This window comes from Betaproteobacteria bacterium, from assembly GCA_009693245.1.
Classification (GTDB): Bacteria; Pseudomonadota; Gammaproteobacteria; order Burkholderiales; family SHXO01; genus SHXO01.
This window is the reverse complement of the sequence record SHXO01000036.1, coordinates 1-22504: the sequence shown is the minus strand read 5'-3', so window position 1 is coordinate 22504 and position 22504 is coordinate 1. Positions and strand designations below refer to the sequence as shown.

25 protein-coding genes, 1 tRNA gene and 1 pseudogene are annotated in these 22504 nt (G+C 59.8%); 18 read left to right on the top strand and 9 right to left on the bottom strand.

The genetic code is table 11. The annotated features are described in order from the left end of the window. Positions 1-19 precede the first annotated feature (19 nt). From EXR36_07845 to EXR36_07835, 3 genes are read right to left on the bottom strand one after another with little or no spacing between them, the layout of a single operon-like run. The gene (locus EXR36_07845) at positions 20-673 is read right to left on the bottom strand and encodes an energy transducer TonB (protein MSQ59543.1); all 654 of its coding nucleotides are present in this window, start codon (positions 671-673) and stop codon (positions 20-22) included. Positions 674-704: 31 nt separating this feature from the next. After that, on the bottom strand, positions 705-1427 hold the full coding sequence (locus EXR36_07840; protein MSQ59542.1) for a DsbC family protein: 723 nt from the start codon (positions 1425-1427) through the stop codon (positions 705-707). Positions 1428-1451: 24 nt separating this feature from the next. Further along, a complete protein-coding gene (locus EXR36_07835; protein MSQ59541.1) occupies positions 1452-2624 on the bottom strand; it encodes a 2-octaprenyl-3-methyl-6-methoxy-1,4-benzoquinol hydroxylase in 1173 nt (390 codons plus the stop codon). A gap of 191 nt (positions 2625-2815) precedes the next feature. On the opposite strand from EXR36_07835, the gene EXR36_07830 reads away from it, so the two are divergent. The 9 genes and pseudogenes from EXR36_07830 (at position 2816) to EXR36_07790 (ending at position 9694) form a co-directional block, all read left to right on the top strand. After that, a tRNA-Met gene (locus tag EXR36_07830) sits at positions 2816-2891 on the top strand. A gap of 41 nt (positions 2892-2932) precedes the next feature. After that, positions 2933-3271, top strand: coding sequence for a hypothetical protein (locus EXR36_07825; GenBank protein ID MSQ59540.1), 339 nt, complete (start codon positions 2933-2935; stop codon positions 3269-3271). Further along, positions 3268-4608 carry a tRNA (N6-isopentenyl adenosine(37)-C2)-methylthiotransferase MiaB gene (gene miaB, locus EXR36_07820; protein ID MSQ59539.1) on the top strand — a complete coding sequence of 447 codons (1341 nt, stop codon included), beginning with the start codon at positions 3268-3270 and terminating at the stop codon, positions 4606-4608. The genes EXR36_07825 and miaB overlap by 4 nt, the downstream gene beginning before the upstream one ends. After that, entirely contained in the window at positions 4608-5591 is a 984-nt protein-coding gene (locus tag EXR36_07815) for a PhoH family protein (protein ID MSQ59538.1), read from the top strand. The genes miaB and EXR36_07815 overlap by 1 nt, the downstream gene beginning before the upstream one ends. Further along, the gene (gene ybeY / locus EXR36_07810) at positions 5536-6057 is read left to right on the top strand and encodes an rRNA maturation RNase YbeY (protein ID MSQ59537.1); all 522 of its coding nucleotides are present in this window, start codon (positions 5536-5538) and stop codon (positions 6055-6057) included. The genes EXR36_07815 and ybeY overlap by 56 nt, the downstream gene beginning before the upstream one ends. Before the next feature lie 13 nt (positions 6058-6070). Continuing rightward, positions 6071-6895: a CBS domain-containing protein gene (locus EXR36_07805; protein ID MSQ59536.1), complete on the top strand. Its 825-nt coding sequence runs from the start codon at positions 6071-6073 to the stop codon at positions 6893-6895. Between the two features lie 4 nt (positions 6896-6899). Continuing rightward, entirely contained in the window at positions 6900-8411 is a 1512-nt protein-coding gene (lnt, locus tag EXR36_07800; GenBank protein ID MSQ59535.1) for an apolipoprotein N-acyltransferase, read from the top strand. A 1-nt stretch (position 8412) separates the two neighbouring features. Continuing rightward, entirely contained in the window at positions 8413-9417 is a 1005-nt protein-coding gene (locus tag EXR36_07795; GenBank protein ID MSQ59534.1) for a sulfurtransferase, read from the top strand. 7 nt (positions 9418-9424) lie between these two features. Next, a pseudogene (locus EXR36_07790) lies at positions 9425-9694 on the top strand (GDSL family lipase). A gap of 75 nt (positions 9695-9769) precedes the next feature. On the opposite strand, the gene EXR36_07785 reads toward EXR36_07790, so the two are convergent. Next, on the bottom strand, positions 9770-12226 hold the full coding sequence (locus EXR36_07785) for an EAL domain-containing protein (GenBank protein MSQ59533.1): 2457 nt from the start codon (positions 12224-12226) through the stop codon (positions 9770-9772). Between the two features lie 209 nt (positions 12227-12435). On the opposite strand from EXR36_07785, the gene EXR36_07780 reads away from it, so the two are divergent. Further along, positions 12436-12927, top strand: a complete 492-nt coding sequence (locus tag EXR36_07780; protein ID MSQ59532.1) for an N-acetyltransferase family protein — start codon at positions 12436-12438, stop codon at positions 12925-12927. 10 nt (positions 12928-12937) lie between these two features. On the opposite strand, the gene EXR36_07775 is transcribed toward EXR36_07780, so the two are convergent. From EXR36_07775 to EXR36_07760, 4 genes are all read right to left on the bottom strand, one after another. Beyond that, positions 12938-13180, bottom strand: a complete 243-nt coding sequence (locus tag EXR36_07775) for a diguanylate cyclase (GenBank protein MSQ59531.1) — start codon at positions 13178-13180, stop codon at positions 12938-12940. 18 nt (positions 13181-13198) lie between these two features. Beyond that, a complete protein-coding gene (locus tag EXR36_07770; GenBank protein ID MSQ59530.1) occupies positions 13199-13960 on the bottom strand; it encodes a GGDEF domain-containing protein in 762 nt (253 codons plus the stop codon). A gap of 119 nt (positions 13961-14079) precedes the next feature. After that, entirely contained in the window at positions 14080-14676 is a 597-nt protein-coding gene (gene rdgB, locus EXR36_07765) for an RdgB/HAM1 family non-canonical purine NTP pyrophosphatase (protein MSQ59529.1), read from the bottom strand. After that, positions 14676-15395, bottom strand: coding sequence for a ribonuclease PH (locus tag EXR36_07760; GenBank protein ID MSQ59528.1), 720 nt, complete (start codon positions 15393-15395; stop codon positions 14676-14678). Before EXR36_07760 ends, rdgB begins: the two co-directional genes overlap by 1 nt. Before the next feature lie 115 nt (positions 15396-15510). Here EXR36_07760 and EXR36_07755 point away from each other — a divergent pair, with 115 nt between their 5' ends. The 5 genes from EXR36_07755 to EXR36_07735 all read left to right on the top strand — a co-directional run bounded on the left by EXR36_07755 (position 15511) and on the right by EXR36_07735 (position 19915). Continuing rightward, a complete protein-coding gene (locus tag EXR36_07755) occupies positions 15511-16377 on the top strand; it encodes a YicC family protein (protein MSQ59527.1) in 867 nt (288 codons plus the stop codon). Positions 16378-16446: 69 nt separating this feature from the next. Further along, entirely contained in the window at positions 16447-17055 is a 609-nt protein-coding gene (locus EXR36_07750) for a guanylate kinase (protein ID MSQ59526.1), read from the top strand. A 40-nt stretch (positions 17056-17095) separates the two neighbouring features. Then, positions 17096-17302, top strand: a complete 207-nt coding sequence (locus EXR36_07745; GenBank protein MSQ59525.1) for a DNA-directed RNA polymerase subunit omega — start codon at positions 17096-17098, stop codon at positions 17300-17302. Positions 17303-17384: 82 nt separating this feature from the next. After that, positions 17385-19550, top strand: a complete 2166-nt coding sequence (locus tag EXR36_07740) for a bifunctional (p)ppGpp synthetase/guanosine-3',5'-bis(diphosphate) 3'-pyrophosphohydrolase (GenBank protein MSQ59524.1) — start codon at positions 17385-17387, stop codon at positions 19548-19550. Between the two features lie 50 nt (positions 19551-19600). Continuing rightward, entirely contained in the window at positions 19601-19915 is a 315-nt protein-coding gene (locus tag EXR36_07735; protein ID MSQ59523.1) for a hypothetical protein, read from the top strand. 52 nt (positions 19916-19967) lie between these two features. On the opposite strand, the gene EXR36_07730 is transcribed toward EXR36_07735, so the two are convergent. Beyond that, on the bottom strand, positions 19968-20849 hold the full coding sequence (locus EXR36_07730) for an FAA hydrolase family protein (protein MSQ59522.1): 882 nt from the start codon (positions 20847-20849) through the stop codon (positions 19968-19970). A gap of 115 nt (positions 20850-20964) precedes the next feature. Between EXR36_07730 and EXR36_07725 the strand changes: the two genes are divergently transcribed. The 3 genes from EXR36_07725 to EXR36_07715 form a co-directional block, all read left to right on the top strand. Further along, entirely contained in the window at positions 20965-21579 is a 615-nt protein-coding gene (locus tag EXR36_07725; GenBank protein ID MSQ59521.1) for a hypothetical protein, read from the top strand. Then, positions 21564-21839, top strand: a complete 276-nt coding sequence (locus EXR36_07720) for a sel1 repeat family protein (protein MSQ59520.1) — start codon at positions 21564-21566, stop codon at positions 21837-21839. Before EXR36_07725 ends, EXR36_07720 begins: the two co-directional genes overlap by 16 nt. Further along, positions 21809-22504: serine protease (locus EXR36_07715; GenBank protein MSQ59519.1), on the top strand; the 696-nt coding region annotated here is incomplete at its 3' end. The genes EXR36_07720 and EXR36_07715, both read left to right, overlap by 31 nt.

The window sequence follows — 22504 nt, the reverse complement described above, 5'->3', positions numbered from 1 at the left end:
AACCGTTCACCACAGAGGTTTAGCGGTTGGCATCCGTGGCGGACGCATTGCGTCCCAACTCGAAATCGACCTTGACCGCCAACCGGCTTCGCACCGGTGTTCCATCCCGGTACCCTGGGGAGAAGTGCGCCGCCTTGAAACTCTCCAACGCGGCTTCTTCAAAATATCCTTCGGGATTGGCCTCCAATACCTTTGCCTCCTCGACGACGCCTTGCTGGTCGATCACCAAGTCCAAGGTCACGTATCCTGAAACGCGATCATCGCTCGCCCGCCTGGGAAAAGGCGGCTGGATAGCGAGCAAGGGTTTGGGGAAAACGTCCAACTCTCTAACCGTGTAAGTAGCAGTGTCCGCCAGGAGCGGTATCGCGGCGGCCTGCGCTTCGGCGGGTTCCGGAAGATGCGAGCCGGCGGAAGACGCGTTCGGTTCAGGCTCCGGCGGCGCTACGGCGGGTAGCTCCCTGTGCGTCGCTGCAATGCGCCGGTATTTCTTCTCTGGAGGCGGCCCTAGAAGATCCTGCATTCGGGCCGGCTCCACGGATTGCAACCGGGCGTGGAGCTCTTCCCCCACGCTCAACGCATCGCCTGGAGCTTTGAGCTTGAAACCGTAGAGGAAGGAAAAGTGCGCTAGCGCGGAGAGCCCCATCGCGAGCAACAGCGGAGCAAACTGCTGCACGCTCGCGCCCCCCCGCACCCTGCCCAGAAGCTTACTTGCCGTTGAGATTTTGCTCGATGGCGTCTCGCGGATAAGCGCCGTTGACGCGCTTTCCGCTGGCAAACACCAGGGTGGGCGTCGAGTTGATGTTTTTCTTCTGTCCGTAGGCCAGCACTTTTTCCACGGGGCTGTCGCAGTCTTTATGCTTACCGGGCTGCATACCGTTAAGCATGTAATCGTCCCATGCCTTGATGCGGTCCGGCGAGCACCAGATGGCGCGCGAGCGGTCCACGGCCTGGGGATGCAAATCCGCCAGCGGGAACAAGAAGGTATAGATGGTGACGTTGTCCACATCCTTCAGAGTATTTTCCAAGCGCTTGCAAAAGGGGCAGTCCGGGTCCGAGAACACCGCCACCTTGCGCTCGCCCTTGCCCTTTACCTTCTTGATCGCCAGATCCAAGGGCAAATCTTTCCAGGCGATGGGGGTTTCCTTGAGTTCGCGTTGCCGCTCCGCGGTGAGGTTTTTCTCCGTCTTCAGGTCGGTCAAACTACCCTCGACGAGGTATTGCACATTGTCGTCGGTGTAGTACACGTCCGTACCGATGATGACTTCGTACAGATCGATGTTGGGTATCTTGGTGACGGACTGGACGTGGGCCTTGGGGAATTTCGCCGTGAAGCCTTTTCGCACGGACTCTTCATCGGCATGGGCCAATCCCAGCATGGAAATCCCAAGAACCGCCGCCGCCAAGAGCATCGTCATTGACTTAGTCATTGCATCCTCGAAGTAGTGAATTATTCAATGCAACGCACGTCGCACCAGCGCGCTCTTTAGTACAGGCAACCCGTCCACCGCGCTCATGCCCCGGTTGCGAATGGCGCGTAGCAAGGGGCTGTGCGCGGCGAAAAGCCTGTGCAATCCATCGGTCAGCGCGAATACCGACATCGTATCCTGCAGCCGCTGCCTTTGGTACTTCTTCAGCAAACCGCTCTCTCCGACACCGGTGCCAAGGGGGCGTTCCCCTAGCACCCTCGCCAGAGCTTCCACGTCGCGAAAGCCCAAATTCACGCCCTGTCCCGCCAAGGGGTGAACGCAATGAGCAGCGTCCCCTACAAGAACAGTAAGTAACCCCATAACCGCCTCCGCCCGCACTTGTCGCAATGGAAAAGACCGCGCCGAAGTCACCACGGTCAACGCGCCCAGCACGTTGCCGCTGGCCTCCTGAACCTCACGGGCCAGATCGCCCCCGCTCAGCGCACAGAGCCTGGCCGCGTTGTGCGTTGCCGTGGACCACACCATGGACAGCATACGCCCTGGCAAAGGGAGCAAAGCCAGCACACCATCGCGCCGAAACCACTGAAAGGCACGCCCGTCGTGGGCTTTATCGGCCTCAAAGTTGGCCACTACACCCCCTTGTCCATAGCTTGCGTAAGAAACACCCAGGCGCGCCTTGGATCGCACGAAGGAATCCGCGCCGTCGGCGCCGATCAACAGCTGTCCCCGAACGCTGCGGCCATCGCCAAAAACGACACGGACTGCACCAGAGGTCCAGTCAATCGTGTCGATGACGGACGGCGCCATGACGCAAAGAGCGGGGCGTTGTGCGATCTCCTGTTCCATGGCGCTCTGAAGGCGGTTACCCTCCACGACGCACGCAAGATGACTCACCCCCGCGCGCATGGCGTCAAAAGCGATCGCGCCATCGGGCGTGTCGCCATGCACCTCCATCCTGTAGAGCATCCCAAGCCGGGAGGCGTCCAGGCGAGCCCATACCCCCAGCTCTGCCAGCAATTGCTCGCTCCCAGGGCTAATGGTGTAGACCCTTGAATCCCAGGGATCAGTGGGTTTGGCGGAAAAGGCGTTGAATGGCTTGGGATCAGTCAAACACACCGTGAGTCCCAGGTTATCCAATGCCAAGGCGGCGGCGCACCCCACAGAGCCCGCACCCGCGACGATGACATCAAATTCCAAGACGGCTCACAGTTCTATTGGGGATCAGGGCGATTGGCTTACCGGCAGTTTAATCCACGCTTAGCTTCCCTTCGAGACTCTTGATGCCGGCGAAGAATTGCGCCGGGTTCGCGTTACTATCTCTGGTGCCGGTAGGTTGACAACGGAGGCGCTCCGTCATTAACCTTGCGCCCCCTTTGTAACGGGTACGTGGCGAATTAGCTCAGCGGTTAGAGCAGCGGAATCATAATCCGTTGGTCCGGGGTTCAAATCCCTGATTCGCCACCAGCATTTTTGGACGGTAACCGAATATCACCAACTCTCTAGGCATGAGCTACCGCAGTTCCCTGGTTCCAAAGATCGCGCAAGCCCTCATCGCTTGCGGGATTGTGCTGTCGGTTTGCGCGTACGGCCGGGATTTTCTGAACGATGCAAGGCGCGGAGAGGTAAAGGAATTCGATTACCCGAAGGTAAAGATCGGCAAGACCGTCTATCACATCCCGCCTGGCGGCAAGATTTTCAATGAGCACAATATGATCATCATGCCCGTGGCCATGCCGTCCACCGCGCAGGTGATGTATCGTTTGGACATGAACTGGGAAATTCGGTCCCTCTGGCTACTGGCGCCGGAAGAAATCAAGACCTTGGGACCCGCTCCAAAACAATGAGCACCCAGGGCAAGGTCTACATCAAGACCTTTGGCTGCCAGATGAACGAGTACGATTCGGACAAGATGGCCGGTGTACTGCGGGAGTCTGGAGGATTGGAACTCACGCACAACCCGGAAGAAGCGGACGTCATCCTGTTCAACACGTGCTCCGTGCGCGAAAAAGCCCAGGAGAAAGTTTTCTCCGACTTGGGCCGCGTTCGCCATCTGAAGGAGGCCAACCCCCATGTGCTGATCGGCGTGGGCGGCTGTGTTGCCAGCCAAGAGGGCCACGCAATCGTCAAGCGCGCGCCGTACGTGGATCTCGTGTTCGGGCCGCAGACCTTGCACCGGCTTCCGGCCCTCATTAAAGCCAGGCGCGAACAGGGCCGCCCGCAGGTGGATATCAGCTTTCCGGAGATCGAGAAATTCGATCACCTCCCACCCGCGAAGGTGGAGAGTGTGCGCGCTTTCGTATCCATCATGGAAGGTTGTAGCAAGTACTGCAGCTTTTGCGTGGTGCCCTACACCCGCGGCGAGGAAGTTTCCCGTGGTTTGGATGACGTATTGACGGAGGCTGCCGGCCTCGCCGACCAGGGTGTCAAGGAACTGACTCTACTGGGCCAGAACGTGAACGCCTACCGGGGCAAGATGGCGCGCGGAGAAGTGGCGGACTTCGCTTTGCTGCTGGAGTATCTGGCTGAGATTCCGGGGCTGGAGCGCCTACGGTTCACCACCTCGCACCCGAAAGAGTTCACGCAGCGATTGATCGAGGCCTACGAACGCGTTCCCCAGCTGATGAGCCAGTTACACCTGCCCGTGCAGTCGGGATCGGACCGCATTCTCGCCGCCATGAAGCGCGGCTATACGGCCTTGGAGTACAAGTCCATCGTGCGGCGCCTGCGTGCCGTACGGCCCGGCATTTCGCTCAGTTCCGATTTCATCGTGGGCTTTCCCGGCGAAACGGAAGAAGATTTCTCGGCGACCATGAAACTCATCGACGATGTCCGCTTCGATGGCAGCTTCAGCTTCTTGTACAGCCCGCGCCCCGGCACGCCGGCGGCGAATCTGCCCGACGACACGCCCGCGCAAATCAAACTTCAACGCCTGCAACGCTTGCAAGCCCGCATCGCCGAGCAAGCCAGCGCCGTGAGCGCCGCGATGGTGGGAACACGGCAGCGCATCTTGGTGGACGGGCACGGGAGGAAGGAATTGAGCCAAGTCAGCGGCCGCACGGAAAACAACCGCGTGGTCAATTTTCCTGGCCCCGCGCGCTGGATTGGCGAGTTCGTGGAAGTAACCATCACCGAGGCGTTAACCAACTCGCTGCGCGGGCGCCCCGTGCTCAACCTGCATTGATGTCGTTGAACACCACCGACATCTCGTTCACGCCCGTGGATAACCAGCGCCTGCTCAATTTATGCGGCGCTCTCGACGAAAATTTGAAGCATATCGAGGCCGCGCTCTATGTTCAAATCTCCCGCCGCGGCGAATTGTTCTGCGTGGCAGGTGAAGACGCCCAGGCGAAGCTCGCCACCCAAGCCTTGAAGCGTTTCTACGATATGTCGGATAGGCATTTGAACGCCGAGGAAGTGCAACTGACCTTGATCGAAGTCGCCAATCCGAAGCACGCGAGCCAGGCGGCCGATGAGCCCGTGCTGCTCACGCGCCGGCGCGACCTGCACGGACGCACTCCGCACCAGGTGGAGTACTTGCAGCACATCCAAAGCTTCGACATCACCTTCGGCGTTGGTCCCGCCGGTACGGGCAAGACTTACCTCGCCGTCGCATGCGCCGTGGATGCCTTCGAGCGCGATGCCGTCAAGCGCATCGTGCTGGTGCGCCCAGCCGTGGAAGCAGGCGAGCGGCTCGGGTTTCTACCGGGCGACCTGGCGCAAAAAGTGGATCCCTATCTGCGTCCCCTCTACGATGCGCTCTACGATTTGATGGGCTTCGACAAGGTCGGAAAACTCTTCGAGCGCGGCTCCATCGAGATCGCGCCGCTCGCCTATATGCGCGGGCGTACGCTGAACCAGTCCTTCATCATCCTGGATGAAGCGCAGAACACCACGCCGGAACAGATGAAAATGTTTCTAACCCGCATCGGATTCGGCACCAAGGCGGTCATCACCGGAGATATCACGCAGATCGATCTGCCGCGCGGCGCGAAGAGCGGGCTGGTGGATGCCAAGGAAGTGCTGCACGGCGTGCGCGGCATCGCCTTCACGCACTTCACCAGCGAGGATGTAGTGCGCCACCCGTTGGTGGCCCGCATCGTCACCGCGTATGAGGCGCGCACGCAGAGAGAATCGGAACAGGCCGCGCGCGGGAACAGCCGTTAAGTCCGGATCTCCGATGCCGCGCGGGTTGAAACTCAGCGTTCAAGATGCCACCCAAGACGCACGCCTACCTAGCCGCACGACGCTGCGCCGATGGATCGTGGCCGCGCTGCGCCGTCCAGCCGAGGTAACCTTGCGCTTCGTGGGTACCGCCGAAGGCCGGCGCTTGAACCGCGACTACCGCGGTCGCGATTACGCCACCAATGTATTAACCTTCGCTTACGGCGAGCATCCCGCGCTGGCCGGTGACATCGTTGTGTGCGTCCCCGTCGCCAAGCGCGAGGCAGCGCAACGCGGCATCACGCTCTACCGGCACTGCGCTCATCTCATCGTTCACGGCACCCTACATATGCAAGGCCACGATCACGAGCAAGACCAAGAAGCGGAGAGAATGGAGGCATTGGAAACCCGGATCATGAAGGCCCTGGGGTATCCGAACCCCCACGACTCGCCCGCGCCCGCCAGGTAGTCTCCCAACTCCAATGGAACCTGCTCCCAAACCAACCCTTTTAGAACGTCTAGGCGCCCTGCTCTCGCGCGAACCCGAGGACCGGGAACAGTTGATCGAACTGCTGCATTCGGCTTTCGAACGCAATCTCATGGACGGCGATGCCTTGTCCATGATCGAAGGCGTATTGCAGGTCTCCGAACTGCAAGCGCGCGACATCATGGTGCCGCGCGCGCAAATGGACGTGGTGGACGCAGCCGATACGCCGGATAAGTTCCTGCCCTTCATCATCGAATCGGGGCATTCGCGTTTCCCGGTGACCGGCGAGAGCAAGGATGACGTTGTCGGTATTTTCCTGGCCAAGGATCTATTGCACTACTACGCCTGGAGGGAATTCAATTTGCGCGCCATGCTGCGCCCCGCCGTGTTCATTCCCGAGTCCAAACGCCTGAACGTCTTGCTGCGCGATTTCCGCCGCAACCGCAACCATATGGCCATCGTGGTGGACGAGTACGGCGGGGTGGCGGGGCTCCTCACCATCGAGGACGTGCTGGAGCAAATCGTGGGCGAGATCGAGGACGAATACGACTTCGACGAAATCGAAGCCAACATCGTCCCCGAGCGCGACGGAACCTTCCGCGTCAAGGCGCAAACGGAAATTGCCGCCTTCAACGAAACCTTTGGCACGGAGTACGGCGACCAGGAGTTCGATACCATCGGCGGGCTCGTGCTCTCGCAGTTTGGCCGCCTGCCCAAGCGCGGGGAACAAACCGACATCGGCACTCTGCGTTTCACCGTCCACCGCGCCGATAGCCGGCGCATCCACACGCTTCACGTCGAACTCATCGCTGGCCCTTGAAGCGATGCGCGCGCCGCACCATGGGATATTGGGCTTTGTCCTGGGCGCGCTCGCATTCTTGTGTTTCGCGCCCCACGGTCTGTATGCGCTCATGGTTGTCTTGCTGGGCGCCATCGCATACCTAGGCGCAAGAACCGCCAATTGGCTGCGAGCCGCCGCGCTGGGTTACGTCTTCGGCTTGGGCTATTTCCTATTCGGTGTGAGCTGGGTTTACATCAGCATGCACGAGTTTGGCGGCATGGCCATGCCCGTGGCCGCTTTTGCCACGTTACTTTTCTGTGCCTACCTCGCCTTGTTCCCAGCCATGGCGTGCGCAATTCTCGGTGCCCGGCGTATCCCCGCGGCGGTACGAATCCTCGTCATGTTTCCCGCCTTCTGGGCGCTAAGCGAATGGTTGCGCGGATGGTTCTTCACCGGGTTTCCGTGGCTTGCCACGGGCTATACGCAAATCACGCAGTCAGGCGCCACCCCGCTTGGGCAATATGCTCCGCTGCTCGGCGTATATGGCGTGTCGTGGTTGTGCGCGCTCAGCGGCGCCGCCATCGCGTGGATCGTGAGCACTTTCATGGACAAGCGCATGGCCCAATTCGGCGTGGGTGCGGCGCTGTTAGCGATTATTGTGGCAACCGGTGCCGTCTTAGGCCAGGTACGATGGACTCAAGCGGTGGGAGCGCCCACCTCGGTGGCACTCGTTCAAGGCAACATCGAACAATCGATGAAGTGGCGCCCGGAAGTGGCGCGCTCCACGCTGGACACCTACCTTGGACTGGCGCTTTCCTCCAAGCAGTCCCTGATCCTCCTGCCGGAAACCGCGTTGCCCATGTTCAACGTGGATATCCCGCCCGAGTATTTTCGCCTGCTGGGCGAACATGCCAAGAGCAACGGCGGCGACATCCTCTTAGGCGTACCGGAGTACGCCGGTCCCCAACGTTACTACAATTCCGTGATGAGCTTCGGGACCGCACCCACACAGATCTATCGCAAACATCACTTGGTGCCCTTTGGCGATTACTTTCCGAAGTGGCCGGTGCTGGCCTGGATCATGGGCGCGCTGCAAATTCCCATGTCGGATTTCTCCCGGGGCGAGGCCATTCAGCAGCCCCTCGCGGTGGCTGGCCAGCGTGTGGCCGCCAACATCTGCTACGAGGACGTGTTCGGAGAGGAAATCATCCGGCAACTGCCCGCAGCCACCTTGCTGGCCAACTTCACGAACGATGCCTGGTGGGGAAAGTCCAACGCTTCCGAGCAGCATGGGCAGATGTCGCAGATGCGGGCCAAGGAAGCCGGGCGCTACATGCTAAGGGCCACCAATACGGGAGTCAGTGCCATTATCGGCGAGGACGGCGCCGTCCTCGCCTCGGCAGCGCAATTCACGCAGACCACGCTCGTGGGAAGCGTGCAAGGCTTCACCGGTGCCACACCGTTTTCGCGCTGGGGTAACGCAGCGTTCTTGGTGCTGACGGGTATCGCGGTTATCCTAGGCCTAAGCACTATGGCCAGCCAATCAAGGAGGTAGCATGCAACGCGTTTCGATTATTTTTGTCTTGGGTTTTTGGGCCGGCATTCTCCCGGCGCATGCGGGAGGCCCGATCGTCGTGGACACCGAGTTTGTCGCAAAAGCGCTTGCGCGCAACGCCATCGTATGGGACGTTCGCGGCGAGGACGATTACCGGCGCGGGCACATTCCCGGAGCCGTCAATATCGGCGATATTCAAGCGGAGCTACGCGATGGGAACACGGAGGACTATCTGCCCGTTGCCCAGCTTGAAAAGATTCTGGGCAATCATGGAATCGACCCCGCCAAGGAGATCGTTTTGTATGGCGCCAAGGCCATGCCGCAAGCCTACTTCGGCCACGTGACCCTGCGCTACCTGGGCGCGGCGCAAGCCTATGTCTATCACGGCGGAATCGATGACTGGAAGGCGGCGGGACGCGAGACCAGCACGCAGGCGAGCACCCTCCCCTCCATCGCGCTCAAGGCCAAGATAGACCCCAGCGTGCTGGTTTCCACGCAGGATGTCGTGAGGAAATCGATAGAGGGCAACGTGCAAATCGTCGATGCGCGCTCTACCAAGGAGTACAACGGCGAGGACATCCGGGCGCTACGAGGCGGGCGCATACCAGGGGCCATCAACATTCCCTACGAGACCAACTGGGTGGACGCCGATACGCCGCGCAAATTGCAGCGCAAGCAGGTCTCCAACAAAGACGGCATGAACCTCAAGGACGAGGCCGCTCTCAAGAATCTCTACGCCGGGCTCGATCCCAACAAGGAAACCATCGTCTATTGCCAGAGCGGAAGCCGGGCGTCGGAAACGGCTACCATCCTGCACAACCTCGGGTTCAAGGACGTGAAAGTCTACGACTCCTCCTGGCTGGGCTGGGGTAATGAATTCTCGGCGCCCGTGGAGAGCGTGACCTATTTCAACGTCGGCCGCGTGAGCAACATGCTCAACCAATTGCAAGGGCGGGTCGATGCTCTGGAGGCGGAGCTGGAGCAACTGAAGCAGCGCAAACAGTAGGGGCGCCGTGCGGCACATCCTCGTCTACGGCGACTCCCTTACCTGGGGCATCATCCCGGATACGCGCAAACGGCTACCCTTCGATCAGCGCTGGCCAGGTGTGATGGAGCGCGCGCTAAACCGAGGCGCTCACGCCTATCGTGTGGTGGAGGATTGTTTGAATGGACGGCGCACCGCGTGGGACGATCCCTTCAAACCCGGGCGCAATGGATCGGCCGGGTTGGCGCAATGCATCGAGAAGCATTCGCCGCCGGCCTTGGTGGTCGTCATACCTGGACGCCGGCCAGCATGCAATTCTCGGCGAGGCGCTCGCGAATAAGGCGATCTGGATCTTGGAGCAAGCTCCCTCGCGCTAGACCACGCTGTGCGGCGCGCTCTTGAGCGCATCGCACAGAAAAAGCTCGGCGAAGCGCTCGGCGGGTACCGGTTTGCTCAGCAAATAACCCTGGTACTCGTCGCAACCCATCCTTCCTAGCGTGTCGAGTTGTACTTGCGTTTCCACGCCCTCGGCCAGCACCCGCAAGCTCAAGCTATGTGCCATGGCGATGATGGCCTGCACGATCGCCACGTCATCCTTGCTGGACCGGATGTCTTTTACGAAGCTTAGGTCGATTTTCAGCGAATCCACGGGAAGTTGCTTCAGATAGGCCAGAGACGAATAGCCGGTACCGAAGTCATCCACCGCGATACGCAGTCCCCATCCGGCGAACTCATTCAGGGCCGCAAGATTATCCTCGCCGTTTTGCAGCAATAAACTCTCTGTCATTTCCAATTCGAGAAAACGCGGGTCGAGGCCGGTATCCGCCAGAATGGAAAGGAGCGATTCGCCGAACAATCTGGGGTCCATAAACTGGCCAGCCGAGACATTGACCGCCATTTTCACCGGCGCGAATCCCGCCTCCTGCCAACGCTTGTTCTGTTCGCATGCCGTGCGCAACACCCACTCCCCGAGCGGGCGAATCAGACCGGTTTCCTCGGCCACACCGATGAATTCTCCGGGAGGGACCAATCCCTCTTCCGGATGGTTCCAACGAACAAGGGCTTCGATTCCCACGACTCCACTGCTGCGAATATCGACTTGGGGCTGGTAATGGAGCACGAACTCCTCGCGCGCAAGCGCCATGCGCAACGCCGACTCTAGATGCTGGCGCTTGCTAGCCCGCCGGTTCATCTCCGGGTCGAAGAACCGGAAACTGCCGCGGCCGCGTTCCTTGGCCGCGTACATGGCGAGATCGGCGTGTTTCATTAGCGCTTCGACGGTTTCTCCATCTCGAGGAAATAGCGCGGCCCCGATGCTGCATGTGGTATGTAGTTCGTAATCCAAGACTGGGATCGGATGCGCCACCGCGCCAAGGATCTTGATGGCGATATTCTGCGCATCGGCATCGCGTGCTAAACCCTCTGCCAGGACAATGAATTCGTCGCCCCCCAGGCGCGCCACCGTATCGATTTTGCGCACGCACTCCAAGAGCCGTTTTGCCACCTCCTTCAGCAGCAGATCGCCCACATGATGCCCCAAGGAGTCGTTGATGATCTTGAAGCGGTCGAGGTCCAGAAACATGACCGCCAGGGATTCCCGGTGGCGCACGGCGGTAGAGATTGCTTGCGAGAGCCGGTCTTGGAAGAACGACCGGTTTGCGAGCTCTGTCAGGGGATCGCGGTTAGCTAGAAAGGCGATACGAGTCTCGGCTTTCTTGCGCTCGGTGATATCGCTGGTCGTACCCCGGCGCCCGGTGAGGACGCCATGATCGTCGCGGACAGTGACCCCGTTGGCCCTGAGGCAGCGTACTTCTCCCGATTTGTAGATGAAGCGGTGTTCGAGATCCCGGAAGGCGCCATCGGGCGATTCGTTCTCGGCCATCCAGTGCCGGACATGCTGGATTTCCCCGTTGGGAAGAAAACGAAAGTAGGACTTGCCCACCATTTCCTCGGGGCGGTACCCGAGCACATTCTCCACCCTGGGCGATACGTATGTGAAGCGCCCGCGCGGATCGGTTTCCCATACATATTCGCCTGCGGCCTCGGCGATGTCGCGAAAGCGCCGCTCGCTCAACAGCAGGGCCGTTTCGGTTTGGCGGCGGGCCGTGAGGTCTGTCATCGCGACGAAAATCCCCTTGTCGCCGTTGTGGCGCATGAAGGCGGATTTGCGTACAAACATCCATGGGTGGGGCCCCTCCGGCACAGGATAATAACCTTCGTATTCGACAGGGCCGCCATGCCGCAGCACTTCGTCGTCCGTCTCGCGAAACCGCCGGGCGGCTTCCTCGGGAAAGATATCTAAATCCGTCTTGCCCACGAGGGCTTCGCGAGGGCGTTTGAGAAACTTGCATGCCGCGTCGTTCATGAGCATGAACCGGTAATGCTGGTCCTTGACGACGATGGGATTGGCACTGGCATCGATTATTTCACTGAGCAACCGCTCCTGGTCGACCAGCTTCTCGATTATTCGATTCTCATAGCTGATGTCCCGCGCGACGCCGCGGTAACCGAGGAAGCAGCCGTTATCGCCGAAGATAGGACGCCCGCTTACGGAAATAGTTTGTTGGCGCCCGTCCAAATGCACCTTACTCAGCGCGACATTGCGAAACTCGCGCCGGGCTTCAAGATCCGCTTTGTGTTGAGTGGCGTGCGCGGCGGACTCGAAGAGCAAGCCTATCTCGAAGCGGGTCTTGCCCATGGAAACGTTGAAAGGCACGGCAGGCTGTCCGTCCGCCCTGTCGGAGAAGAAGGTGAAGCGCAGATTCTCATCCTGCTCCCAATACCAGTCGCTTGCCAGTTCCGCCCAGTCGCGCAAACGCTCGACTTGCAAGCCGGGCGAGCCGGTCGAATGCCCGCGCGAATCGCCGTTAACGGCATCTGCCTGAAGATCAATCTGCTCGGTCTAGGAACCAGTCATGGATTGCGCTAACGACACGCAACCCGCCGGCTTGAGGCTGAGGCGCACCTTCACTCGCTGGGCCCGCCGTTAAGTGATATCTTGCGTTACGGTATTGCGCCCCCGCGACCATCCTTACACGCATGATAAGACGCCTTGCGAACGAGTCCGATCTTCCACGCATCCTGGAGATTTACAACGCCACGATCCCCTCGCGCATGGTGACGGCGGACACCCAGCCGGTCACAACGGAAGCGCGCCTGCCGTGGTTTCGCGACCACCGCCCGGACTTCAGGCCTCTGTGGGTCGTGGAGGACAGCGACAAGGTGATCGCGTGGCTAAGTTTCTCGGCGTTCTACGGGCGGCCCGCCTACAACAAGACGGCCGAGCTGAGCCTCTATGTGGATGAGGTGTACCGCCGGCGGCGCATTGGGCACGACTTGCTGCGCGATGCCATCGTGCATTCACCTAACATCGGCGTGGAAATCTTGCTGGGGTTTATATTCGCCCACAATCTTCCCAGTTTGGCGTTGTTTCGCGCCTTCGGCTTCGAGCAATGGGCCTTTCTTCCGCAAGTGGCGAGATTGGACACGGACGACCGCGACCTCGTCATCCTCGGGAGGCGAGTGCGCTAGCCTGCGGTTTTCACGGCGCCGCCATCACGCGATTGCGGCCAGCAGACTTCGCGGCATAGAGCGCCCGGTCCGCGCGCTGTAGTAATTCGTCGAAGGATTCGTTGGGACGGTGGCAAGCAACGCCCGCCGACACATTCACCGCGCCGATGTATTCGCTGCTATCCATCTTGCGGATGCGTCCGCGCTCCAGCGTGATCCTGATGGTTTCGGCCAGGGCCTTCGCCCCGGCGAGCGGAGTGCCGGGCAGCAGAATGAGGAATTCCTCGCCGCCCTAGCGCGACACGGTGTCCTGGCCCTTTACCGCGGCGACCAGCAATTGGGCGACACTGCGGATGACCTTGTCTCCCAGCATATGTCCGTGGGAATCGTTGATCTGCTTGAAGTGATAGATGTCGGCCATGATGACGCTGCATCCACTCAAGCCGGACTTGGAGGCGGCTTGCAGATCCTCGACGACCCTTTCCAAGCCCCTGCGGTTCTTGACTCCCGTGAGCGGATCGATAAGCGCTTGGTCCTGGATCCTCTCCAATTCCTTCCGCAATTCCTCCACTTCCTTGAGGCTCGCCTTCAACTCATCGCTGAGGAGCCCCACGGACTTGCGAACCATCAAGGTATCGTTGAGTAGCGCTTGCATCACGCCGGCCACGGCTTCGCTGCCTTCCGGGTTTTGGAGCACCGAGCCGTGCCGGCCCAGGGCACTCACGTAGTCGCTTGCCTTCACCTCGGCTTGTGTGGCGGCCCCGGAAACCTCACCGACTAGGCGCTTGAAATCCGACTCGTACTTGTCTTGCGCTTCGTCGTCGCGGCCCATGATATGAAGGCGGTAGAGTTTCTCGGCTTGCGAGTCAGTCAGTGTCTTGTCCTCATCGATTATCCGATCCATCGCTTGCTTGAGCGGCATATTGAGCCCCGCCATGTATTCGTACCACAACGCAAAGGTCATGGGATTGCACGCCGCCTCGTGTCTAGACAAGAGGGGAATGATCAATCGCAACAGTTCGGCGCTTCGTTGCTTGGTTTCCGCGTACGGCATGGGCTTTGGGTTAATTCAAGCGATTGAAGGGGAAGGCTCAGGCTCTTATCGGAACTAGTCTGTACTTGTTTAGCTTGATTTGGGCATCCTCGCCCGAGGGTGCGCCATCGATGTCACGGTTATACTGCTGGCGCGGGGCTTAGATACGCGCACAAACGGGCTAGTGCTTGTCCCCGGTGGCTCACCTTGTTCTTTTCTCCGAGGCTCAACTCCGCGGCGGTTTTGCCCAGCACCGGGTCGAGAAATAACGGGTCGTAACCGAAGCCCTCGCTGCCGCGCCGTTGACTCAGTATCTCGCCGTTCCACACCCCCTCCGCGATCAAGGGCCGCGGGTCCAGCGGACCCCGCACGAGCACAACGATGCAGTAGTAGTACGCCCGGCGATTCTTACTATCCGCCAGGCGCTGCAACAACAGATCGTTATTGCGCTCGTCCGATTTGGGCTCTCCCGCGAAGCGGGCGGAGTGCACGCCCAGTGCCCCCTGCAAGGCCTCCACGCAGAGACCGGAATCATCCGCCAGCGCCGGAAGAGCGCTCGCTTGGCTGGCGTGCCGGGCTTTCGCCAAGGCGTTCTCGATAAAGGTCGCGTGAGGTTCCTCCGCCTCTGGGATGCCCAGCCTGGATTGCGCTATGACTTCAATTCCAAGGGGGCCAAGAAGACTCTCCAGCTCGCGCAGCTTGCCTGCATTGTTGCTGGCGATGACAAGCTGCTTCATCACTCCAGGCCCAGCGCCGCTTTCTGGGCGGCCACCAATTGGCCAATACCTGCTTGCGCGAAATCGAGCAAGCCATTCAACTCGTCACGGGTAAAGGGCGCGCCCTCGGCCGTTCCTTGCACTTCCACCAAGCCCCGGTCACCCGTCATGACGACGTTCATGTCGGTTTCGCAGGCCGAATCCTCCGCATAGTCCAAGTCCAGCACGGCCATTCCTTGATAGATGCCCACGGACACCGCCGCGACATAACCCACGATGGGGGACTTGGCGAGCACCTTCGCCTCGAGCAGCCGGCTCACCGCATCGTGTACGGCGACGTAAGCGCCCGTGATGCTCGCGGTGCGCGTACCGCCATCGGCTTGGATGACATCGCAATCCAATTGAATGGTGCGCTCGCCCAACGCCGCGAGATCCACCACGGCCCGCAGGCTGCGCCCGATGAGGCGTTGTATCTCTTGCGTGCGTCCCGATTGGCGCCCGCTGCTGGCTTCGCGTTGCATTCTCGTCCCCGTGGAACGCGGCAGCATGCCGTACTCCGAGGTGAGCCACCCCTTGCCCTTGCCCTTCAAGAAGGAGGGCACCTTCTCCTCGATGGAAGCGGTGCAGATCACTTTGGTATCGCCGAATTCCACCAGCACCGATCCCTCCGCATGTTTGGTGTATCCGCGCGTAATGCGAACGGGTCTGAGTTGGTCGGGTTTTCTTCCGCTGGGGCGCATGAACAATGGTGGTAAAGGTAGGGGTACGATGGGCGTACGGCGCGAGAGGTCTATGCTATCCTGCGCCGCCGTTGGGAGATGGGCATTATAAGTCGTGAGGATTCGAGGAGACTGAATGATTTGCAGCATGACGGGATTTGCTTCCCTGAGCGAGGAGCAATCGCTCGGTACGATTACCGTCGAGTTGCGCTCGGTCAACCACCGTTATCTCGATCTTCAATTTCGCCTCCCGGAAGAATTGCGCGGCATCGAACCCGCGTTGCGAGAGATCGCCAACGCGCGTTTGTCTCGCGGCAAGGCGGAATGCCGGGTAAGTTTCGCGCGCAAGGCGCAAAGCGAGTTACCGGACAAATTGAGCGGCGAGATGCTCGCGCGCTTGCTGCGCTTGGAGACCCAGGCGCGCGCGGCGTTCCCGCAAGCGCAAGGCTTGAGCGTGGCCGACGTGTTGCGCTGGCCCGGGATGACCGACTCGGATTCCCTTCCCATGGACCAACTGCGCGAGCAATGCGAAGCGCTGTTGGTCAAGGTACTCGGCGAATTTAGCGCGAGCCGCGCGCGTGAGGGCGAGAAACTCAAGCAAATACTGCTGGACCGGGTGAATAAAATGGAAGCGATCGTGGCGCAGGTCAAACCGCGCATCCCGCAGCTCGTCACCCAATACCAGGAGCGCCTGTCCAGTAAGCTACGCGAAGCAGTGGCGAGCCTGGATGAGGATCGCATACGGCAAGAACTCGTGTTGTTCGCCAGCAAGGTGGACGTGGATGAAGAATTGGCACGCCTGTGCGCCCACCTGGGAGAAACCCGGCGCATCCTGGAAGAAGGCGGCGCCGCCGGGAAACGCCTGGACTTTCTCATGCAGGAACTCAACCGCGAAACCAATACGCTTGGGTCCAAGTCCGTGGATGTCGAAGTCTCGCGCGCATCCATGGATTTGAAGGTGCTCATCGAGCAGATGCGCGAGCAAGTCCAGAACATCGAGTAAGGTCAAGCCCGGCGCGATGACCGCAGATAATAAGCCATAGTTTCGGTCCGCACCGGCCAGGGGCTCTTGATCATGTCCACCTTATTCATCGTATGCGCGCCTTCGGGCGCGGGTAAGACCAGCTTGGTGAACGCCTTGCTCGCGCGCGACCCGGCCATCGAGCTGTCCGTGTCGTACACGACCCGTGAGCCCAGGCCGGGGGAAACCGATGGCCGGCAGTATCACTTCGTCACGCGGGCCAAGTTCCAAGAAATGCTGGAACAGGGGGCCTTTCTGGAAAGCGCGCAGGTGCACGGCAACTACTACGGCACTTCGCAGGCCTGGATATCGGACCGGATGAAAAAGGGTGCGGACCTGTTGCTCGAAATCGACTGGCAGGGGGCCGCGCAAGTACGCACGTTATTTCCTCAATGCGTGAGCGTGTTCATCGTGCCCCCCTCGGCGGCGGCTCTGCGGGAGAGGCTGACTAACCGCGGGCAAGACAGCGCCGCGGTCATCGAGCGCCGGCTGGCGGCAGCGCGCGACGAGATCAGCCGCGTGAGCGAATTCGACTATGTTATTATCAATCAGAGATTTGAAGATGCCGTGGAAGATTTGCATAGCATCGTTCGAGCACAACGATTACGCGCGGCGCGGCAACTCGCCATGCACAGCGCGCTGATCAATGCGATGAAATAGTTCTTCCACGAAAAAAGTAATCTAGGGATTAGAAAACCAGATGGCACGTATTACCGTGGACGATTGTATGAAAAATATTAGCAACCGCTTCATGCTGACCTTGGCCGCCACACACCGGGCGCGGCAGCTGGCGCAAGGTGCCAGCCCATTGGTGGAAGCCAACCGGGACAAACCTACCGTTATCGCCTTGCGCGAGATCGCCATGGGGAAGATTGGCGAAGAGGTCCTCAACAAGACCAACACCTGATTACCGCCCTTGTTCGAGTTCTCATCAAGGAAGGCGTCCTCCAACCCTCATTGAAGCACTTCGCGCAAGGCCGCACAGGAACATGTCCGAAGCGCAATCTCTCCTCAGCGAAGCATCGGCCTACCTAAAGCCCGAAGATCTACAACAGTTACAAGCGGCCTTTGAATTCTCGGAGGCTGCTCATGAAGGGCAATACCGCCGCTCTGGCGAACCCTACATATCGCATCCGCTCGCCGTCGCAAGCATCCTCATGGAATGGCATCTGGACGCGCAAGCGCTCACGGCCGCGCTCTTGCATGATGTGATGGAAGACACGCGCGTTACCAAGGGCGAAATCAGCGCGAAATTCGGCAAGCTGGTGGCCGAACTTGTGGACGGCGTGTCGAAGCTCGACAAGATCGAATTCGAAAGCCACGAACATGCGCAGGCGGAGAACTTCCGCAAGATGCTGCTCGCCATGGCGAGAGACGTGCGGGTGATCCTGATCAAGCTCGCCGACCGCCTGCACAACATGCGCACGCTGGATGCGATGCAGGCGGAAAAGCGTGCTCGTATAGCGCGCGAGACCATCGAGATCTACGCGCCCATCGCCAACCGCCTCGGATTAAATGGGCTGTACCGCGAGTTGCACGAACTCGCCTTTCGCAACCTCTACCCCATACGCTATGGGGTGCTCAAGAAAGCGCTCGAGGCCGGCAAGGGCAACCGCATGGAAGTGATCGACAAGATTCAAAGCGCCATCAAGCAACGGCTGGCCGCCGCGGGAATCGATGCCGCCGTCACGGGGCGCGAGAAGGATTTGTACAGCATCTACCACAAAATGCAGGAGAAACACCTGAGCTTCGCCGAGGTGACGGATATCTACGGGTTTCGCGTGGTGGTGAAGGATTTGGCGCAGTGCTATCTCGCCTTGGGAGAGTTGCATGGCTTGTACAAGCCCATCCCGGGCAAATTCAAGGACTACATCGCGATCCCCAAGGCCAACGGCTACCAGTCGCTGCATACGATCCTGTTCGGCCCCTTCGGCAACCCCATCGAATTGCAGATTCGAGCCCAGGAAATGAATCGTATCGCCGACGCTGGCGTCGCCTCGCACTGGCTCTACAAGAGCACGGACGCCTCGCTCACGGAGCTACAACGTAACACGTATCAATGGCTGCAAAGCCTGCTGGAGGTGCAGTCCCAGAGCAGCGATTCCCTGGAGTTCCTGGAGCACCTCAAGGTGGATTTGTTTCCCGACGAGGTCTATGTGTTCACGCCCAAGGGGGATATCCTGGCCTTGCCAAGGGGGGCGACCTGTGTCGATTTCGCCTACACCGTTCACACCGACATCGGTAACCGCTGCGTGGCCGCCAAAATCAACCAGGAACTGGTACCCCTGCGCACCGAACTCAAGAACGGTGACCGCGTTGAAATCATCACCGCCGCCAATGGGAAACCCAATCCCGTCTGGCTCAACTTCGCCGGCACGGCCAAGGCGCGGCACCACATACGCCATTTCCTGAGAAATCTGGAATCGGAAGAATCCGCCCAATTTGGCGAGCGCTTGCTGGCGCAGGCACTAAGCGCCATAGGTTCCAGTCTCGAATCCATCGACATGCGCCGCTGGGAACGCCTGGGCAAGGAGTCCAGCGGTAAATCCCGGCAGGAGATTCTGGAGGACATCGGCCTGGGCCAACAACTCGCCATCGTGGTCGCGCGCCAGCTGATTTCCTTCGGAAAGAACGCCAAGGAAGTCATGAACCCGGCCGTGCCCCCGGGCCCCGTCGTGATCCGCGGCTCCGAGGGGATGGCCTTGCAATTCGCCCTATGCTGCCGCCCCATCCCGGGCGATCCCGTGCGGGGGCTCATTCGAAAGGGACGGGGAATGGTGGTGCACACCCACGACTGCCCCGTGTCCGCGAAGGCCAACCGCGATCCAAGCAAGTGGCTCGATATCGAATGGGCGCCAGATACGCAGCGGGTATTCCCCGTGAACATCGATCTGGTCGCGTCCAATGAAATGGGCGTCCTGGCCAAGGTGGCGGCGGAAATCGCTCAGCACAACTCCAATATCGAAAGCGTGAACGTGGAGCCCGCGGACTCCGATGCCTACACCACCGTCCACTTCACTCTTCAGGCACGCAACCGGCTACATCTTGCGCAAATCATGCGCGGGTTAAGACGGCTTCCCGAGGTGGTTCGCATCAATCGCACGAAGGCGCAAGCGCCTCCTCTCAAGGACGCAACCGGAGCCAGTGCACATTAAGCGCGAAAGTGCCAGAATACGCAGTGTTGTAGCGAAGTGGAGAAGCCCAAATGAGACGGCTATCGATCCTCGTATGGTTAGTGTTGTTAGCGCTAAGCTCTTCAGCCATGGCAGGCGACGACCTGGATGCGGAAGGTGGCAGCAGCGCGCTACCCAAGTTTTCGCGGCAAGAATCCCTCGAGTTGCCTGGCCTCACCGCCTGCCATCAATGTGAATGGCGGCCCAGCGCTCACACCATGGCCGCGGGCGAACGCTGCGGCGTGGACGACCAGGGCAAGGGCAAGGTCGCGCTCTTCGAATGCGGATTCTCTCAGGACTGCAAGCGCGTCTGCAATTTCGTCCGCTGCGGTGGCGATATGAATTAGCCTGTTGCGGACTCATTGTTGACAGGTTTGGAGAATATGCCGGCTAAGGGGGTTACACCCCGGCCGAAGCTAGGGCTGAATAGCTGCCGGGCTTAACCCGCTTTCGCACCGGGTTCTTCAGCCGGCCCAAGCCTTCGATGCGGCACTCCGCCACGTCGCCGTCCTGGATCACTACGGCGCCAGGGGTGCCGGTGCTGATGATATCTCCCGGATAAAGCGTCATCACCTGCGAATGGAAGGCCACCAAATAGTTCGGCGAGAAGGCCATGCTGGACACCACGTTCTCGCGATGGACCAGGCCATTCTTGTAGGTACCCACGCGTAATTGCGATACATCGAGCACCTCGTCGGGAGTCACGAGCTCGGGGCCAAAGGAAAAGAAGGTGTCGAAGTTCTTCGATCGCGTGAGGAAGCGCGGATTCTTCCGCAGGATATCCTCCGCCGTCATGTCGTTAATCAAGCAGTAACCCGCCACGAAGCTCGCCGCCTGCTCTTCGCTCACGAAGCGGCAGGTCTTGCCGATAATCACGCCCAGCTCCGCTTCCGCGGTCACGCGCTCGGACTCAGGCGGAAGAACGATGTCATCTCCAGGGCCAATGATGGTGTGATCGCCCTTCATGAAGGACGCGGGCTCTGCCGGGAATGGCGCCTGGAGATCCGAGGCATGGTCGCGGTAGTTAAGGCCGATACCCCAGATTTTTCGGGGGCGGCGGTAGAGCGGGCCATATTCGGCGCGAGCAGGATCCAGGGCGCCTGGAGTGCGGTCGGCGTCGCGTGCCAGGGCGGGCGCCAAACCTTGCTCGATCAAGGCAAGAAGCTCCGTGGCCCAGGACAACCCATGGTGTAGATTGATTCGTTTTACCGGAACCACACCGGCCCCCGTGACCACGGCAGCCGTTTCGGTGCCGTCCATCTTGATGGTGCAAAGACGCATGATCCCTCCTACCGCCACCTCGAAATTTTTTCCATTGTAGCCTCGTGCCTCGCGGTATTTGCCAGCGTTCCGCAATGAGCTAGCATGTAGCCTCTGGCCGTAAAAGGAGAAACCCGTGACGTACTCGTTAGTTCATCCAGGAACCATCGATTGGTCTGGTGAAAATCCAGGCATGTATCTGAAGGAGAGCGCGGATGGCCCTTTCGTCACGCTCGTCAGTTTTTTCCGCGTGGTGCTCTCGCCTCGCGGCCGGGGCCACGCGGCATTCCTGTTGCTCGATCCTCATGGGGACGGCAAAAACAGTGCGGCGCCCAACCTTTGCCTCACCGACAACGAGCCGCTCGCGCAATATCTCAAGACTGGTTTCGTCGCTCACTTCGGTGCCTTCCAGGGAGTAAAGGGCTTATCCAATTGCCGGCTGGCGCCAGCTTGGGATTTCGTGGCGGCCGGAGACACGCGCTCCACCTATACGGAATGGTTCCGCAGCAGCGTGGGCCAAGTCAGCTTGAATTGGGGTGAACTCGGTGCACCGTTCGTCGTGGACTTCCCAAAGGAAAAATCCGCGACGGGACAACATCAGATGCTTTCCCTTTTCGTGGAGGCGAAATCCGTACGAGCTTCGGTTAACGGTAACGCCGTGAAGGGCCAGGCATTTCCTAGGGAGTTCGCGGGCAGGGTAAATAGCAGCACTGCGTTCCTGGCTTTCTCGGAAACTTGGCTGCACGCGTAAAGCTGAAGTGGTTCAGGTTAGCTGCTGCTCAGGGGCATGCAAATGCGCAGTCCAACCTCGGCGCGATGTATGACAAGGGTCGGGGTGTGCCTATGGATGATGTCCGCGCCCATATGTGGTTCAACCTCGCAGCGGTGAAAGGTGATGCTAACGCCGTGCAGAACCGCGACATTATGGCCAAGCGAATGAACACCCAACAAATAGCTGAAGCACAGAAGCTGGCGCGTGAGTGTCAGGCAAGGGACTTCACGGGGTGCTAGTGAAGAATTTCTGGTTTATCGCTGCATTACTCTTTGCGCCATACGCAGCAGCGCAGGTGTCGTCTGGTACTGCTTTTGCTGTGGCCCCCGGTCTATTAGTGACAAACCAGCATGTCGTTGATGGCTGTACGTCTGTGGAGGTGCTTGCTTCCGATGGACGTCGTACTGGTGCGGTGGTGGATGCCGATGCTTTAATTGACTTGGCTTTGATTCGTGTAACGGGACTCAAAGGCTCGACGGCAAGGCTACGCAGCCCTCGCAGTGTCCGGCTGGGCGAAGCGGTGATGGTGTTTGGATTCCCGCTGTCGGGGTCTCTAACCAGTGGCGGCAACTTTACATCTGGCCTTGTCAGCGGCTTACGTGGCCTCAGGGATGCTGCCGGTGAGATACAGATTACCGCGCCTGTTCAGCCGGGTAATAGCGGTGGTCCGGTGATGGATGCCTCTGGCCTCGTTGTGGGGGTGGTTCAAGCGAAACTCGATGCGCTTCGCTCAGCAATCACCACGGGGGATATTCCGCAAAATGTAAATTTCGCGGTTTCGCTGGATGTCTTAGCCGAGTTCCTCGCCAAGAATAAAGTTACTGTTAGTGATGCCGCACCTGCCAAGCCATTGGATACTGCGTCGGTGGCAGAGTTAGCGCAGAGTTTTACTTATCGTGTTGAG

Bases quoted from the DNA above. Each gene is read 5' to 3' on its own strand.
- EXR36_07840 (MSQ59542.1), bottom strand. From the start codon at position 1,427: ATGACTAAGTCAATGACGATGCTCTTGGCGGCGGCGGTTCTTGGGATT.
- EXR36_07825 (MSQ59540.1), top strand. From the start codon at position 2,933: ATGAGCTACCGCAGTTCCCTGGTTCCAAAGATCGCGCAAGCCCTCATC.
- miaB (MSQ59539.1), top strand. From the start codon at position 3,268: ATGAGCACCCAGGGCAAGGTCTACATCAAGACCTTTGGCTGCCAGATG.
- EXR36_07815 (MSQ59538.1), top strand. From the start codon at position 4,608: ATGTCGTTGAACACCACCGACATCTCGTTCACGCCCGTGGATAACCAG.
- ybeY (MSQ59537.1), top strand. From the start codon at position 5,536: ATGAGGCGCGCACGCAGAGAGAATCGGAACAGGCCGCGCGCGGGAACA.
- EXR36_07805 (MSQ59536.1), top strand. From the start codon at position 6,071: ATGGAACCTGCTCCCAAACCAACCCTTTTAGAACGTCTAGGCGCCCTG.
- lnt (MSQ59535.1), top strand. From the start codon at position 6,900: ATGCGCGCGCCGCACCATGGGATATTGGGCTTTGTCCTGGGCGCGCTC.
- EXR36_07795 (MSQ59534.1), top strand. From the start codon at position 8,413: ATGCAACGCGTTTCGATTATTTTTGTCTTGGGTTTTTGGGCCGGCATT.
- EXR36_07780 (MSQ59532.1), top strand. From the start codon at position 12,436: ATGATAAGACGCCTTGCGAACGAGTCCGATCTTCCACGCATCCTGGAG.
- EXR36_07770 (MSQ59530.1), bottom strand. From the start codon at position 13,960: ATGCCGTACGCGGAAACCAAGCAACGAAGCGCCGAACTGTTGCGATTG.
- rdgB (MSQ59529.1), bottom strand. From the start codon at position 14,676: ATGAAGCAGCTTGTCATCGCCAGCAACAATGCAGGCAAGCTGCGCGAG.
- EXR36_07760 (MSQ59528.1), bottom strand. From the start codon at position 15,395: ATGCGCCCCAGCGGAAGAAAACCCGACCAACTCAGACCCGTTCGCATT.
- EXR36_07755 (MSQ59527.1), top strand. From the start codon at position 15,511: ATGATTTGCAGCATGACGGGATTTGCTTCCCTGAGCGAGGAGCAATCG.
- EXR36_07745 (MSQ59525.1), top strand. From the start codon at position 17,096: ATGGCACGTATTACCGTGGACGATTGTATGAAAAATATTAGCAACCGC.
- EXR36_07740 (MSQ59524.1), top strand. From the start codon at position 17,385: ATGTCCGAAGCGCAATCTCTCCTCAGCGAAGCATCGGCCTACCTAAAG.
- EXR36_07735 (MSQ59523.1), top strand. From the start codon at position 19,601: ATGAGACGGCTATCGATCCTCGTATGGTTAGTGTTGTTAGCGCTAAGC.
- EXR36_07730 (MSQ59522.1), bottom strand. From the start codon at position 20,849: ATGCGTCTTTGCACCATCAAGATGGACGGCACCGAAACGGCTGCCGTG.